Annotated in this window: 14 protein-coding genes and 2 tRNA genes; 7 read left to right on the top strand and 9 right to left on the bottom strand. The window is 72.0% G+C overall.

Translation table 11 applies throughout. The annotated features are described in order from the left end of the window. Positions 1 to 13: 13 nt before the first annotated feature. The 4 genes from U5640_RS23775 to U5640_RS23760 form a co-directional block, all read right to left on the bottom strand. Positions 14 to 1,648: a HAMP domain-containing sensor histidine kinase gene (locus tag U5640_RS23775; protein WP_340377780.1), complete on the bottom strand. Its 1,635-nt coding sequence runs from the start codon at positions 1,646 to 1,648 to the stop codon at positions 14 to 16. After that, positions 1,645 to 2,385 (bottom strand): response regulator transcription factor, encoded by a 741-nt coding sequence (locus U5640_RS23770; RefSeq protein WP_059202906.1) that lies wholly within the window; start codon positions 2,383 to 2,385, stop codon positions 1,645 to 1,647. The genes U5640_RS23775 and U5640_RS23770 overlap by 4 nt, the downstream gene beginning before the upstream one ends. 281 nt (positions 2,386 to 2,666) lie before the next feature. Beyond that, positions 2,667 to 3,548 carry a DUF2797 domain-containing protein gene (locus U5640_RS23765; protein WP_340377779.1) on the bottom strand — a complete coding sequence of 294 codons (882 nt, stop codon included), beginning with the start codon at positions 3,546 to 3,548 and terminating at the stop codon, positions 2,667 to 2,669. Further along, positions 3,505 to 3,921, bottom strand: a complete 417-nt coding sequence (locus U5640_RS23760; protein ID WP_340377778.1) for an HGxxPAAW family protein — start codon at positions 3,919 to 3,921, stop codon at positions 3,505 to 3,507. Before U5640_RS23760 ends, U5640_RS23765 begins: the two co-directional genes overlap by 44 nt. A gap of 113 nt (positions 3,922 to 4,034) precedes the next feature. Here U5640_RS23760 and U5640_RS23755 point away from each other — a divergent pair, with 113 nt between their 5' ends. The 4 genes from U5640_RS23755 (at position 4,035) to U5640_RS23740 (ending at position 6,545) form a co-directional block, all read left to right on the top strand. After that, positions 4,035 to 4,541 (top strand): MarR family transcriptional regulator, encoded by a 507-nt coding sequence (locus U5640_RS23755; protein ID WP_340377777.1) that lies wholly within the window; start codon positions 4,035 to 4,037, stop codon positions 4,539 to 4,541. A gap of 55 nt (positions 4,542 to 4,596) precedes the next feature. After that, a complete protein-coding gene (locus U5640_RS23750) occupies positions 4,597 to 4,887 on the top strand; it encodes a hypothetical protein (RefSeq protein ID WP_340377776.1) in 291 nt (96 codons plus the stop codon). Positions 4,888 to 5,033: 146 nt separating this feature from the next. Next, entirely contained in the window at positions 5,034 to 5,831 is a 798-nt protein-coding gene (locus U5640_RS23745; protein WP_340377775.1) for a hypothetical protein, read from the top strand. Positions 5,832 to 5,990: 159 nt separating this feature from the next. Beyond that, the gene (locus tag U5640_RS23740) at positions 5,991 to 6,545 is read left to right on the top strand and encodes a hypothetical protein (protein ID WP_340377774.1); all 555 of its coding nucleotides are present in this window, start codon (positions 5,991 to 5,993) and stop codon (positions 6,543 to 6,545) included. A gap of 20 nt (positions 6,546 to 6,565) precedes the next feature. On the opposite strand, the gene U5640_RS23735 is transcribed toward U5640_RS23740, so the two are convergent. Continuing rightward, on the bottom strand, positions 6,566 to 7,078 hold the full coding sequence (locus U5640_RS23735) for a hypothetical protein (protein WP_340377773.1): 513 nt from the start codon (positions 7,076 to 7,078) through the stop codon (positions 6,566 to 6,568). A gap of 380 nt (positions 7,079 to 7,458) precedes the next feature. On the opposite strand from U5640_RS23735, the gene U5640_RS23730 reads away from it, so the two are divergent. Further along, complete coding sequence (locus U5640_RS23730; RefSeq protein ID WP_340377772.1) at positions 7,459 to 8,796, top strand: helix-turn-helix transcriptional regulator; 1,338 nt, start codon at positions 7,459 to 7,461, stop codon at positions 8,794 to 8,796. Between the two features lie 322 nt (positions 8,797 to 9,118). Then, entirely contained in the window at positions 9,119 to 10,024 is a 906-nt protein-coding gene (locus U5640_RS23725) for a hypothetical protein (protein ID WP_340377771.1), read from the top strand. 46 nt (positions 10,025 to 10,070) lie between these two features. Here U5640_RS23725 and U5640_RS23720 read toward each other — a convergent pair whose 3' ends face one another. From U5640_RS23720 to U5640_RS23705, 4 genes are all read right to left on the bottom strand, one after another. Then, positions 10,071 to 11,372, bottom strand: coding sequence for a helix-turn-helix transcriptional regulator (locus tag U5640_RS23720; RefSeq protein ID WP_340377770.1), 1,302 nt, complete (start codon positions 11,370 to 11,372; stop codon positions 10,071 to 10,073). A gap of 105 nt (positions 11,373 to 11,477) precedes the next feature. Continuing rightward, complete coding sequence (locus tag U5640_RS23715; RefSeq protein WP_340377769.1) at positions 11,478 to 12,113, bottom strand: signal protein; 636 nt, start codon at positions 12,111 to 12,113, stop codon at positions 11,478 to 11,480. 169 nt (positions 12,114 to 12,282) lie between these two features. Continuing rightward, positions 12,283 to 12,355: transfer RNA gene (locus U5640_RS23710), tRNA-Arg, on the bottom strand. Between the two features lie 205 nt (positions 12,356 to 12,560). Next, a tRNA-Ser gene (locus U5640_RS23705) sits at positions 12,561 to 12,654 on the bottom strand. Between the two features lie 158 nt (positions 12,655 to 12,812). Here U5640_RS23705 and U5640_RS23700 point away from each other — a divergent pair. After that, positions 12,813 to 13,331: an SSI family serine proteinase inhibitor gene (locus U5640_RS23700; protein ID WP_340377768.1), complete on the top strand. Its 519-nt coding sequence runs from the start codon at positions 12,813 to 12,815 to the stop codon at positions 13,329 to 13,331. The last annotated feature ends 352 nt before the right edge of the window (positions 13,332 to 13,683 follow it).

Raw genomic sequence — 13,683 nt, 5'->3', positions numbered from 1 at the left:
CCGACGACTCTCGTCAAGTGCCCTGTTGCACCCATGTGGTGGCACTGTGCTCGACCTGTGAGTCGAGTTGCCAGTTCGTTTCGGGCGCGGGCTGGGGCACGGCGGGGGCCAGGGCGGGCAGATGCACCGTGAAGACGGTCTGCCCGGGCACGCTGTCCACCGTCACGGCACCGCCGTGCGCGGTCGCCACGGCCTGCACGATGGCCAGACCGAGGCCCGTGGAGCCGGTGGCACGGGAACGCGCCGAGTCGCCGCGGGCGAAGCGCTCGAAGACGTGCGGGAGCAGGTCGGGCGGAATGCCCTGTCCGTTGTCCTGGACGTCGACACACAGCCACGGTCCGCGCCGCTGCACCCGTGCGGTGACGGTCGTGCCGGGCGGGGTGTGCGTCCGGGCGTTGGCCAGCAGGTTCACGAGCACCTGCTGCAGGCGGGCCGCGTCGGCGGAGACGAGCGCGGGCTCGTCGGGCAGCTCCAGCCGCCACACATGGTCGCGTCCGGCCGCGCGGGCGTCGCTGATGGTGTCGATGACCAGCGGTACGAGGTCGGTGTGCTCGAACTGGAGCGGGCGCCCGGCGTCGAGCCGCGCGAGCAGCAGCAGGTCCTCGACGAGGAGGGTCATCCGGCCGGCCTCGGACTCGATGCGGCCGAGGGCGTGCTTGGTGTCGGGGCCGACCTCCTCGCGTCCGCGGCGGGTCAGCTCGGCGTAGCCGCGGATGGACGCGAGGGGGGTGCGCAGTTCGTGGCTGGCGTCCGCGACGAACTGGCGGACCCGCATCTCGCTCTCCTGGCGGGCGTGCAGGGCGCCGTGGACGTGGTTCAGCATCCGGTTCAGCGCGGCACCGACCTGGCCGACCTCGGTGTGCGGATCCGTCTCCGACTCGGGCACCCGCTCGCTGAGGTTGACCTCACCGGTGTGCAGGGGCAGCTCGGAGACACGGGTCGCGGTGGCGGCGACCTTGCGGAGGGGGCGGGTGGCGACGTTGACCATGACGGTCCCGGCGAGACCGGCGGCGAGGAGACCGGCGACGGTGAGGCTGATCTCGACGATGATCAGGGTGTTGATGGTGTTGTCGACGTCCGCGGTGGGGATGGCCACGTAGTAGCCGGAGGTGTCGTTGCTCGCGTACTTGACGCGGTACGAGCCCAGGCCGGGCAGATCCACCGTGTGCATCGCGCCGTCCTGGGAGACGGAGTTGAGCGCCCTGGTCTGAGCGTCCGTGAGCGGCTTGTCGTCCATCTCGAAGTTGTTGGTGGAGTCGGTCGTCACACCGCGCTTGGCATCGGTGATGGTCCGGTCCACGACCTTGGCCGCGATCGTGCCGGCGGGCTGCGGGCCCAGCGTGACGAACTTCGCGAGGTCGGTCTCCTTCTCCCTGCCCAGCTGCTGACCGGGCGAGAAGGTGCCGCTCTTGGGCTGGCTGGGGGGTCCCCCTCCGAAGTCGCGAGGTGCCACGCGTGCCGCGACCTCGCCGAGCCGGCCGTTGAGCTGCCCGTACAGGTGGTCCCGGAGAACCAGGGTGGTGACCGTCCCGATCACCGCGCACACCACGGCGATCAGGGTCACGGACACGACGACGAGCCGGGTCCGCAGGGTCCGCGGCTTTCCCGCTCGTCTCTTCTGCGGACGCGGCCGTCGTCGCCCGCTCATGACGCGGCGGGCTTGATCAGGTAGCCGGCCCCACGCCGGGTGTGGATCATCGGCTCCCGGCCGGCGTCTATCTTGCGGCGCAGGTAGGAGATGTACAGCTCGACCACGTTGGCCTGGCCGCCGAAGTCGTACGACCACACCCGGTCCAGGATCTGCGCCTTGCTCAGCACGCGCCGCGGATTGCGCATCAGGAAGCGCAGCAGCTCGAACTCGGTGGCGGTGAGGTGGATGTTGTCCCCGGCCCGCGAGACCTCGTGGCTGTCCTCGTCGAGGGTGAGGTCACCGACGACGAGCACGGAGTCGGAGCGCCGGTCGGCGGCGCCGGAGCGCCGGATGAGACCGCGCAGCCGGGCCACGACCTCTTCCAGGCTGAACGGCTTGGTGACGTAGTCGTCGCCACCGGCGGTCAGACCGGCGATACGGTCCTCGACGGCGTCCTTGGCGGTGAGGAACAGGACGGGGACGTCCGGCAGCTCACGGCGCAGCCGGCCCAGGACGGTCAGCCCGTCCATGTCGGGCAGCATCATGTCGAGGACGACGGCGTCGGGCCGGAACTCCCGGGCGGTCTGGATGGCACCGGTGCCGTCGCCCGCGCTCCGGATCTGCCATCCCTCGTACCGCAGGGCCATGGACAGCAGTTCGGTGATCGACAGCTCGTCGTCCACCACAAGCACTCGGACGGGGCTCCCGTCCGGCCTCAGCAGTTCGGTGCGCCCCTGGGGCGAGGTCGTGGTCATGGGGAACACCCTGTCGGTGTCCTCTGAGAGCACTCTTTCGACAACCTGTGATTTGCCTGAGAAACGCACAGGAGCCTCTCAGGCAATGCCTGGCAACCCCTGACGCCGCGTTGATCTCGGGCGGCTGCGGCCCTGCTCACAGCCTTTCGGCCCCGACCGGCCGGGTAAGGACGGCCCGGGCCCCTGGCTGTGCTCCCCCTGGGCAACGCGCGGGCGCCACCGCTCGGTTCCGGCCGTGCCCGTCGGTTGCGACCGTACCGGCCGGCGAGGGCGCCGGGCCTTCAGAACAGGCCGTCCTGCGCGTGCCCCTCCACCCTGAACCCCCGCACCGGTGGCCGCACTTCGGAACCCCCCTCGGACCCCGCCGGAACCAGCTCCCACCCCCTCATCAACCGGGTGTCCAGCACGATGACCCCCTCCCCGCCCGCCAGATGGAGATCGGGCCCGGCCGCGGCCACCAGCTCCCCGCTCACCACGGCGCCCTCGACCAGCTCCGTCACCTCGCCCCGCGCCGCGGGTGCCGTGTCGAGGCCGAACACCCGCAGGTGGTCGACGGCTTCGAAGGGCGCACGGGTCAACGACTCGGGCCACTGGGGCAGGTCCACGGCGCGCCCGTGCACCTCCCTGATCTCCCGGACCCGCTCCTCCAGGTCCCGCGGGAGCCGGGCCCGCACCGCCCGCTTCTCGGCGTACGGAATCCGGTCCGGGACCCGCAGCGCGGCCCGCAGCAGCTCCTCGGTCCGCCGCGCGGCCATCAGCGGCCCGCTGCCCAGCCAGCTGAAGCAGACCGCCCCCTGCTCCAGCAGCCGTGCCGGCCCCCGCCCGGCCGCCGTGATCCCGACCTTGACCAGCCCCGGCCCGAACCAGGCCAGGTACACCCGGTACGGCCGCGGATCGTCGGCGGTCCCGTCCGCGGCGACGGAGTGCGCCCGGTCCAGCCGCGCACACTCCTCGCACCGCGCCCCCGTGCTCCGCGCGGACACCGCCGCCCGCACCGGGCACGCGTGCCCCCGGGCCCCGACACACCCGCGCACGCCCCCTTCCACGACCGCGAAGGCCACCCGCTTCCCCCGGGACAGCGGGCTGCGCCGGCCCCCGTCCCACAGCAGCACGGGACCCTCAGTCGCCCACCGCAGCCCCGCGCACCTCCATGCCTGTGCCATCGCCCACCACGCTAGCCCCCGCCTCTGACAATGCGCTCCCACCTGCGAGAACCGTCCGTCCAGCGACCCGCGCGGGGCGCCGACCGGCGATCAGGCAGCCGACGCACTCCGGATGACCGTCCCGGGCCGAGGTGTCCCGCACCCGCATCCCCCACTCCGCCCGGGGCCGCACGCCCGGCGGCTTGCCCCACCCGGCCAGGTGCAGCGCCCAGGTGACCAGTGCGCTCAGCACCACCACGGCGCCCCCGCCGACCAGCAGCGCGGGGGATACGGCGCACACCCCGACCCCCATCACCGTCGTCCCGGCGGTCGCGATGGCGACGCCGGTCCAGCCGGCGACCGTGTGCCCCTCGTCGTACAGATGACCCGCCATGTCATTCCCTCACGATCTAAGAAGTTGATGCACTTAACCTCTTACAAGGTAAGAGAAACCGAAAGCAGATAACAAGGACCCAGCACGAACCCTCCGAGAGGACCCCGCCCCCGATGACAGCCCAGCCACCCCGCCCCCGCCCCGCGGCGACCCCCGCCCAGGCGATCTCGGCCATGGACGACCTCATCGCGGCGAGCATGATCGGCCAGCAGGAGATGGCCCAGCGCCTCGGCCTCAACGTCACCGACCTGACCTGCTTCGCCTACGTCCTCCAGGCGGGCGAGAACCTGCTCACGGCGGGCGAGTTGGCGACCCGCGTGCACGTCACCACGGGCGCGGTCACCGGCATCCTGAACCGGCTGGAACGCGCCGGCTACGTCACCCGGCGCCCCGACCCCCAGGACCGCCGCCGGGTGCGGGTGGCCGCCGTCCCCACGGCCGTGGCCCGGGCGTACGCGCTCTACCAGCCGTACTACGACCGTCTCAACGATCTCTTCGCGGACTACTCCCCGGACGAGATCGCGGTGCTGACGGACTGGTTCACCCGGGCGACCACCCTGGCGAACGCGTACCGCGAGGAGCGCCGCGCCGACCAGGGCGGGGAACCCGGCACGGGGTGATCGCCCCGGCACCCGGTACGGCCGACCACGGGATGACGCCGGTAGCCTCCGGCGCATGACGGTCTATCTGCTGTGGCACGTGGGACACCAGAACGAAGCCGGTGCCGACGGCGTCACCGTGCACCGTGAGGGCGAGACGGTGTACATCGACGAACAGGACGGCGACGACTCCAAACTCCTCGGCGTCTACTCCACCGTCGACAAGGCGGAGGAACGCATCCACCGGGCCCGCCTCCTGCCCGGTTTCTCGGCCGAACCGGACTGCTTCGTCGTGGAGGAGCACACACTCGACGAGGACGACTGGCCCGAGGGCTTCGTACGCGTCCTGCCGGGTTCCTCGGCCTGACGGCGGTCGCCTGTTCGGCCCACGACGCGCGCCGCGTGCCGGGCGTCTGCGCCGTCACCGGTCCGCCGGCTGTGATCATGGGCGTCCAGCGCGCTGACGCGCTGTGCGTGAGCGGCGACACGATGATGTGGTGATGCGGTGATGTCGTGACCTGGTTGACCTCGCTGCCCGCCGTGGTGCTGGTCGTGGGCGGGCTCCTCCTCGCCCTGCTGCTCACGGCCGGGGCCCGGATCGGCGTACGGCTCCTGGTACCGGCCGGGGAGCAGGACCAGGTGGCGAGGATCGCCACCCCCCTGATGCCGTCCCTGGGCGCCGCCTTCGCGATCTTCGCGGCGCTCTCGCTGGCCAGCGAGGCCGGCTATGTGCGCGCGGCGGAGGCACTGGTGAGCGACGAGGCCGCCGCGGCCTCCCGCCTGGCCTGGGCGGCGACCGGCCCCCGGGTCGAGTCGGAGCCGATCCACGCGGCCCTGCTGGACTACCTGCGGACCACGCGTGCCAAGGAGTGGAAGGGTGCGGCAGCGGCGTCCGGTGACGACCGGGCCACCGCTCGCGCCATCGCGCGGCTGGAGCGGACCGTGCGCGCCGAGGCGGCCCGGCCCGAGGTGGGCACCACGACGGGCACCGAGCTGGTGGTGTCCCTGGACGGTGTCACCAGCGGCCGTCGCGCCCGCGTCGCCGCCGCCGGGCGCGACGTTCCCGTGCTCTACGTCGTCACGCTCGCGGTCAGCGGACTGGCCCTGATCGTGAACTCCGGCGCCCTGGTCTTCCGCAACAGCCCGCGCACGTCCCTGCTCGTCGCGGGTGTGTCGAGCGTGGTCGGGCTGAGCCTGGCCCTGCTGTTCGCCCTCAGCGCGTCCTGGAGCGGACCGTTCGTCGTCAGCGGGCATCCGCTCGACGCCGTGGTCACGGACCTGCGGTCCGGCTTCTTCGAGAGTGGCCCGTAGGCGGCGGCTCCGTTGACGCAAGGAGACGCGGCGGGACGCGGCGGGACGAGGTGAAACCGGGGCGCATGGGGCGGGCGTCCCAAGGGACAAGACCGGGATCACGTAGCCGGGTTACGCCGTCTCTGGCCTGTCTGGACATATCAGAGAGGATGGTTCGACATGGCACACCGGACCCGTTTCCTGTCCCGCGGTGCCGCTCTGGGCGTGGCCGCCGCGGCAGCGGCCCTGCTGACGAGCTGCACGCCGGCCGGCGGCACCGCGCAGAGCAGCCCTCCGCACACCACCGCGGGCTCCCCGACGCCGACCACTGCCGGCGCCCCCTCCCCGACCACCGCCGGCGCCCCGGCCGAGACCGGCGGCTGCCGCTCCCTGCCCGTGCCGCCCGCCGTCAAGGCGAGCGTCACGGCGGCCTACGGCAGCCAGGCCCAGCCGCGCCTCACCCATATCGCCCCGGTCCAGGGCACCTTCTACTACGGCAGCTGTGACGGCATCCTCTACGCCGGAACCCGCTTCCAGCCCACCGCCGGCAGCACCTTGGCGGAGCAGGTCGCCCTCCAGGACGACGGGGCGGCGATGAAGTACTTCACCGATCGCCCCGGCGCCGGCTGGCACTACGTGGCCGGCGCCGGTTTCCGCGCCGCTCCCCAGGGCTGCGCCGCGATCCCCCAGATCCCGGCCCGCCTGGCCGCCCTGTGGAACGACTGCCGGTCCTAGCTACCTCGTCAGCGGCTCCGTCAGCGGCTGCTCGTGGTGCCGATGTCGGAGATGTGGTTGTACCGCTCCACCAGCACGAAGAGCTTGATCTTCTGCGTCGTCCCTCCGCTGCCGAAGGTCAGGGTGACGACGACCTCATGGGCGTGGCCTATGGCTCCGTTGTCGGTCAGCGTCCACTTCGCCGGGACGTTCTGGGCGCGCAGGACGCCGTCCGCCTCGTTCCTCCTCTCCCAGGCCGCCAGCCGCTTGGCGAAGTCGGGCGTCAGGTAGTGCTTGCGGAGCGCCTTGGCCAGCGCGACGTCCGGGTCCGGGTAGTTGCCCTCCGCGTCGATGTACGCGCCGTAGAAGTCGGCGACCCTGGTCAGCGCTTGGTTGTGCGTGCCGCTGACCGACTGCGACGCGGCGGTGGACGCCTGTGCGCGGGCCGGGACGGACGCCTGTGCCGACACCTGGGTCGAGACGCCGAGTCCGACGGCCAGAGCGAGGCCGGCGGCGACGGCCGCGCGACGGTGCGTCAGGGACTTCCTGTTCATGTGGGTCTTCCTTCTCTGTTGGCCGCCCTCCCCACCCCCGTGGCGGAGGGCGGCCCCGGTCATGCGGTCAGTGGAGCTTGTGCGCGGCCGTGACGGCCGTCTTCGTGGGCATGGACGTCCCCCTGAATGAGTGCATGGGTGTCCCCGTAAAGGAGTGCAGGGATGTCATGGGTCGCCGCCGCCGACTGGTCGGTCGGCCTTGATCGGTCCGGGCCTGATCGGGCCGGCCCTGGTCGGTGCGACACCAAGAGCATCAGCCGTCACGTCGGCCCGGCGCAACGCCCCACGCTCGTCCGGCGGGGGTGGAACCATCCCAGGCCACCTGACGTGCAGGTATATGGGCCGCCTGAGATACGGGCACAGGGGGAGGACGGGCAACGGTGTCGACCGAGGACGACGTCGAGCAGTTCGCGGCGCTGCTGCGACGGCTGAAGAACCGCACGGACAGGAGCTACGGCTCCCTGGCCCGCCGTCTCCACATGAACACCTCCACGCTGCACCGCTACTGCGCGGGCGGGGCGGTCCCGCAGGAGTACGCCCCGGTGGAGCGGTTGGCCGCCTTCTGCGGGGCGACACCGGAGGAACGCCTCGATCTGCACCGCCTGTGGCTGCTCGCGGTGGCGGCACGACAGCGGCCGAGGGCGGGTGACGGGGACGGCACGAGCGGTCCACCAGCACGGCCCGACGCGGACACACCCGACGCCGGGCCGCCCGCTCCTGCCGCCGAAGCGCCCACCCCGCACACCCGGCCGCCCGCCTCCGACACCCGGACGCCCGCTCCCGGCGTTCCCGGCGCTCCCGGACCGGGCCGTCCCGAGTCGTCGGTCCAGGGGGATGCGGCCCGCTCCACGCGACGGCCCTGGTACCGCCGTCGCCGCACCGCCGTCGGCGCCGCCGCGACCGTGCTGCTGGTGACGCTGGGCAGTGTGTCGGCGCTGTCGGCCGACCGGTCCCACGACAACTCCGCCAAGGCGCAGGGCCAGTCCCCTACGACGGGAACCGGTACCTCGCACCGGCCCTCGGGGGCATCGGGGAGCCCCGAGCCGAAGGGCGGACCGCCGGCGGACGGCGACGCCCCCGCGCAGACCGGCGCGCCCCTCGCCTGGACCGCCGACTCGCAGGTCTGGGACGGCGGTTGCGGCCACGACTACGTCATCGCGAAGGAACCGGCCCAGGTGCCCCCGCCGCCGGTGCAGCAGGACGCCGAGGTGTGGGCGGCGACGCAGCGGGCGGTGCCCGGACGGCAGACGACGGTGCAGATCTCGGTGCAGGGCAAGTCGTCCACCGCCGTGGTCCTGAAGGCCCTGCGGGTCCGCGTCGTCAGCCGCGACGCCCCGGTCGCCGGCAACGCGTACGCCATGGGCCAGGGCTGCGGCAGCGATCTGCCGCCCCGTAACTTCTCCGTGAACCTGGACGTCGACCGCCCGATCGCCCACGCGCGCCCCGGCAACGACAGCGGGAAGCCCTTCCCCGCGGTGGAGTTCCCCTACCGCGTCTCCGCCGACGACCCGGAGGTATTGCAGGTCACCGCGACGACCGAGGCCTGCGACTGCAGCTGGTACCTGGAACTCGACTGGTCCTCACAAGGCCGCACCGGCACGGTCCGTATCGACGACCACGGCCGCCCGTTCCGCACCAGTGGCATCAAGGGCCTGCCCCACTACTGGTACGGCACCAACGCCGACAACGTGCGTCAGTGGGTGCTCACCGACTCCTGAGGGAGCGTGCGACGGGCGTCTCAGGCAGTGCGTGTCCGCGCAGCTCAGGGTGGGTGGGACGGTTGCGTCGTCGCGGGTTGGCCGGCGGTGGTTGCGGTGGGTCCCCGGTGTCTTCGAAGCTGTGGGTGTCGCACCGGCCGGGGCGATCCGAGGCCCCGGTGGCTGCCTGGCGACGACTCCCGCCCTGTGCCCGCGTACCGGGCATCCGTGTGCCCCGACGCCCGAGGCGCGGCGTCCGATGCACCGCGTCCGGCCGTCGTCGAGAGCCGGCGCGGGCCGGGAGCGACCCCTACGGACCACGTACCAAGAAGGAAGACCCGACATGAGCAGGAACACCCACGCACGTCGTCGTCCGGGCCGCCGTGCGGCCCTCGCCGCCACTCTCGCCCTGGCCGTCGGGCTCGGCGTGTCGACGCAGGTGGCGGCACAGGCCACCGTCCCCGCCCACGCGGTGCGGTCGGTCAGCGGCTTCAACGGCGACCCGGTGACCCAGGTCGCCGACTTCTACGGCGCCTACGTCGACGCGAAGGACGACGCAACAGGCCCGGACACCGCACTGGCCAAGGCGCTGCGCGCGCACTACCTGACACCCGCCCTCGCCAAGCGCCTGACGGTCTGGGAGAAGAAGAACAGGGCGGACGGTGTCCTGCGGGCCCGGAACGTCCCGGTGCAGTGGACGGTGAGCGAGGGCCGCAACGGCCTCGAGGTCGTCGTCACCCTGACCTTCGGCGGCGGGGAGTCGCCGACGAGGACGGCCAGGCTCGTCGTGACGCAGGAGCCGACCGGCCACATCACCGACATCCGCACCACGGGCACCTCCTCCGCGAAGGCAACCGCGAAGAGCTCCGCCGCGGTGCGGTCGGTCAGCGGCTTCAACGGCGACCCGGTGACCCAGGTCGCCGACTTCTACGGCGCCTACGTCGACGCGAAGGACGACACCACGAACCCGGACACCGCACTGGCCAAGGCACTGCGCGCGCACTACCTGACACCCGCCCTCGCCAAGCGCCTGACGGCCTGGGAGAAGAAGAACAAGGTGGACGGTGTCCTGCGGGCCCGGAACGTCCCGGTGGACTGGACGGTGCGCGCGGGCGCCGACAGCCGTGAGATCGTCGTCAGCCACGCCTACGGTGGCGGGGAGACGCCGACGGTGTGGACCGACCTCGTCGTGAAGCTGGAGTCGGTGTTCGGCGACATCACCGACATCCGCACCACCAGCACCCGCTGACGCCCGGAGGCCGCCGGCCGGGCGGATCACGCGGCCTGTCGCTCCGTCAGTCCTCGGTCTCCGCCTCCTCGGCGGCGGGGACCGGGACCCAGCGTCCGGGGTCGGAGGAGACGCGGTCGTACCGGTAGCCCGGCAGTCCTCCGGGGCTGGTGGAGCGGAAGGGGCGGCCGTGGTCGTCGATGCGGACCGTGCCGCTGCGGCCCTGTGAGGACCAGGCGAGGTCGAGGTACCAGTCGCAGGTGCAGGACTCGTTGAGGGTGGAGACCACCAGGACTTCCGGCTCCTGCAGGGACACCCGGTAGGGGAAGGCGATCGCGGGGATCGGCGTGCCCTCCCCGTTGTCGCCGGGAACCGAACGGGCCAGGGGCTGGTCCGCGTCGAGGTTCACGTCGAAGAAGCGGGGGATGATGCCGGCGCCGCAGCCGGGGCTCAGGGAATAGACGATGCCCCGGTCGGCTGCGGGGGTGACGCGGTTGACCACGCGCACGTGCAGGGCCTCCAGGACGACGGCGGCGGAGCCGCGTCCCTGCACCATGATCTGCACGTCGGTCGGGCCGCCGTGCACCGCCTGCTGGGAGGCGGCCCACGCGGCGATGTCCTCCGGGTGCGGGGGCGGCGGGACCTCCTGCGGTGGCTTGGCGACGACGTACTCTTCGCCGCAACCGTTGAGTCCGAGGGTGTGGGAGTTGGCGGTCCAGGTGAGAGGGGCCACCGGTGGGGCCGTGCCTGCGCGTCCCCGGTTCGGCTGGCGGTTGCCGTCGTGCGGGGCCGGCCCGGAGGGGGGTGCGGCGGCGGAGGCGGTGAGGCCGAGGAGCGCGACGGCGAGCCCGGCCACCAGTGCCATCGACCGCACGGGGCGTCGCCGGGGGCGCCCGCCGTGGAGCTGCGGCCAGGGCGCTGAGGCCGACTCGGGACGCCGGCCGACCGGCGACACGAGCCCGGTCGCCTCCACGCCCGGGCTGCTCCCGCTCACGGAGACGATCGGGGCGGTATCGCTCGCGGGGGCGGCCGGTGCGGCATCCCTCGCGGGGGCGATCGGTGCGGCCGTGCTCGTGGCGGTGCGGGACCCGGGTGCCTGCCCGCTCCCGGAGGGGCGGGGTCGTTGCCGCGCGGCGGCGGCCACGACCCACCGGCGGTGCAGCTCCGTGCGTTCCTCGGGGGAGGCACCGCAGAGGACGGCGAACCGCTCGATTCCGGCGAAGTCCTGCGGGACCGCTTCTCCCGAGCAGTAGCGGTGCAGGGTGGAGGCGTGCACATCGAGCCGACGGGCCAGCGCCGCGTAACTGCGGTCGCTGCGCTCCTTCAGACGCGTCAGCAGGAACGCGAACTCGGCTACGTCGTCGTGCATCGAACACCTCCGCAGCGAAACCATGGGCGGCGCCGGCTGAGGACTCCTCGCCGTGACCTGCTCTCCAGGAGACCCCGAACTTGGGGTCCCCTGCACGTCGTTCGCCTATGCAGCATCCACGGTCAGGGAGTAGTCCACACCAACGGCGAAGTCCTGGGCCTGGCCACGAATTGTCAGTGTGTGCTTCCCGGGCTTCAGCGGGGGCAACTGCACCCAGAGGCCGCACCCTGTGGTCGTGAGGCGCTCGTCCGTGCCTGTGACGGGGTTGAAGGCAACGCCCTGCACAGAGATCGGCTCTCCGCGGTTCGTCTCCGATTCGACCTTCTCGCCATCCAGGACTGCGGACCCCTTGGCCTCGCTCATGAAGATTGCGCAGTCCGCCGGCTCACCCATCAGGTTCACCAAGGGAAACGCGACAGGGACCCCTTCGGGCACGTGGCAACTGCGCTCGGCCTGAGTGCCGAAGGTACCCGCCAGAAACCACACGTCCTGCGGCTGGTTGCGCTCACAATCGCTCCCATCCTCGTCAGCGACCGGATTGGTGCCTTCGGGTTCCGACAGCGCCCACGTCCACCATCGGCTCTGCAGATCCTCGGGAGAGAGACCGTCTTGCACCGACGACGGCGCACCTGAAGCCCGAGCCGGCGAGTCCCCTGTTCCCTCGGTTGCGCTGCGCCCGCACCCCACCAGCGCCACCAGGACCATGGTCATGAGCACCACTCTGCCGGTCTTGATCTTCATGAGTTCCCCTCCCCTGCTACGCACGTGCGAGACCCCCGGTCGCATACGGATTGCGCGGACCCTGTCCGCGAGCTGGCCGACCCCCTTGGGCCACCCGTTGCTGTACTTCGCTGCTGTACGCTCCCGAAACGCAAAAGGCCCCGGATCTCTCCGGGGCCTCTCACTTGTGTGCACTCGGCAGGATTCGAACCTGCAACCTTCTGATCCGTAGTCAGATGCTCTATCCGTTAAGCTACGAGTGCGTGTTATTCGGTTTTCTTGTCTTCGATCCTTGCCCTTCCGGGCCGCTCTCGGCGACAGGAAGAACATTACATGACTGCCGCCGACATGTGAAATCCGTTTGCCGTACCCCTTGTGACCTGCGGAAACGGCCTCAAGGGGCGATCGGGAAGGTCCTGGGGTACGACGAAGCCCCGGGCCGTGAACGGACCGGGGCTTCGGAAGATCTGGCGGAGGCGGAGGGATTTGAACCCTCGATGGGCTTTAAGGCCCAAACCGCATTAGCAGTGCGGCGCCATAGACCGGACTAGGCGACGCCTCCAGCACAACCTCTCGCGTGGGTGCGAGTGGTGCGTGCAGATGATGACACAGTCGAGCGTGCTGTCACCAATCGACGTCCACGGTACTAGGCAGTCGGGTCACAGGGCAAAGGGCTTCCCCCGAGCGCAACGTCCGGCGTGGCGCCGCGTTGGTCAGGGCATGTCGCAGGTCACCGCCCTCCCGCCCAGCAGCAGCCCGCCCCGGCGGCGCCGGAGCACCCTCGCCCTGTCCCTGGCCGGCGCCCTCGCCCTGGGCGCCCTCCTCCCCTGGCCCGCCTCCGCCGCCCCCGTCGGCGCGGCCCTCGCGCCCCCGCCCGTCCGGGAGGAGGACCGGGCGGACCAGGACCACCTCGTCGTCACGGTCCGGCACGCGGGCGGACGGCTCGACGGTGTGTTCGAGGTGTGGTGCCGGCCCGCCGGCGGCCGTCACCCGGACGTGTCAGGCGCCTGCCGGACCGTGGACCGCGGCACCCGCTGGGGGCGGGACCCGTTCGCCCCGGTGCCGAGCGGTTCGCCGTGCACGATGCGGTACGGCGGACCGGCCACCGCCCACGTCACCGGCCGCTGGGCCGGGCGGCCCGTCGATACGACGTACGACCGCCGCGACGGGTGCGGGATCGAGCGGTGGAACCGGATGGTGCCCCTGCTGCCCACGCTCCCCGCTGAAACGGCCCGCTGACTCTGCCCGCTGAAACTGCTCGCTCCCCGCCCGAGGGCGGTAGCCCGGATTCCGTTCTGTGGCCGCCGCCGCGGGGCGACGGCCCGCCCACAGGGTTCCCCCGGCGGCTTCACTCGTCCCGTGCATCTCCCGCGAAGGTCATACGACGGTCACACGTTCCGCGTCACTTCGTCGTGCGAGCTCCCTCTCATCCGGGGCCTGAGACGGGAACCCAGCCCTTAGACTCCCTCGCGTGACACGCTGCGGGCCGGTTGGCAAGATGGCCCGAGCGGTCGGCAAGGTGCGGTAACAGGGAGGAAGCGACTCGTGAGCAGCAGGCCATCCCGAGGCGCTGCTCGCCTCGCAGCCATAC

Source organism: Streptomyces sp. SS7 (assembly GCF_037993025.1).
Classification (GTDB): domain Bacteria; phylum Actinomycetota; class Actinomycetes; order Streptomycetales; family Streptomycetaceae; genus Streptomyces.
The sequence above is the reverse complement of the archived record's forward strand: the minus strand, read 5'-3'. Positions and strand labels throughout refer to the sequence as shown.

Excerpts from the sequence above, each read along its gene's own strand:
- U5640_RS23775 (WP_340377780.1), bottom strand. The coding sequence starts at position 1,648 with ATGAGCGGGCGACGACGGCCGCGTCCGCAGAAGAGACGAGCGGGAAAG.
- U5640_RS23770 (WP_059202906.1), bottom strand. The coding sequence starts at position 2,385 with ATGACCACGACCTCGCCCCAGGGGCGCACCGAACTGCTGAGGCCGGAC.
- U5640_RS23765 (WP_340377779.1), bottom strand. The coding sequence starts at position 3,548 with ATGGCACAGGCATGGAGGTGCGCGGGGCTGCGGTGGGCGACTGAGGGT.
- U5640_RS23760 (WP_340377778.1), bottom strand. The coding sequence starts at position 3,921 with ATGGCGGGTCATCTGTACGACGAGGGGCACACGGTCGCCGGCTGGACC.
- U5640_RS23755 (WP_340377777.1), top strand. The coding sequence starts at position 4,035 with ATGACAGCCCAGCCACCCCGCCCCCGCCCCGCGGCGACCCCCGCCCAG.
- U5640_RS23750 (WP_340377776.1), top strand. The coding sequence starts at position 4,597 with ATGACGGTCTATCTGCTGTGGCACGTGGGACACCAGAACGAAGCCGGT.
- U5640_RS23740 (WP_340377774.1), top strand. The coding sequence starts at position 5,991 with ATGGCACACCGGACCCGTTTCCTGTCCCGCGGTGCCGCTCTGGGCGTG.
- U5640_RS23735 (WP_340377773.1), bottom strand. The coding sequence starts at position 7,078 with ATGAACAGGAAGTCCCTGACGCACCGTCGCGCGGCCGTCGCCGCCGGC.
- U5640_RS23725 (WP_340377771.1), top strand. The coding sequence starts at position 9,119 with ATGAGCAGGAACACCCACGCACGTCGTCGTCCGGGCCGCCGTGCGGCC.
- U5640_RS23720 (WP_340377770.1), bottom strand. The coding sequence starts at position 11,372 with ATGCACGACGACGTAGCCGAGTTCGCGTTCCTGCTGACGCGTCTGAAG.
- U5640_RS23715 (WP_340377769.1), bottom strand. The coding sequence starts at position 12,113 with ATGAAGATCAAGACCGGCAGAGTGGTGCTCATGACCATGGTCCTGGTG.
- U5640_RS23700 (WP_340377768.1), top strand. The coding sequence starts at position 12,813 with ATGTCGCAGGTCACCGCCCTCCCGCCCAGCAGCAGCCCGCCCCGGCGG.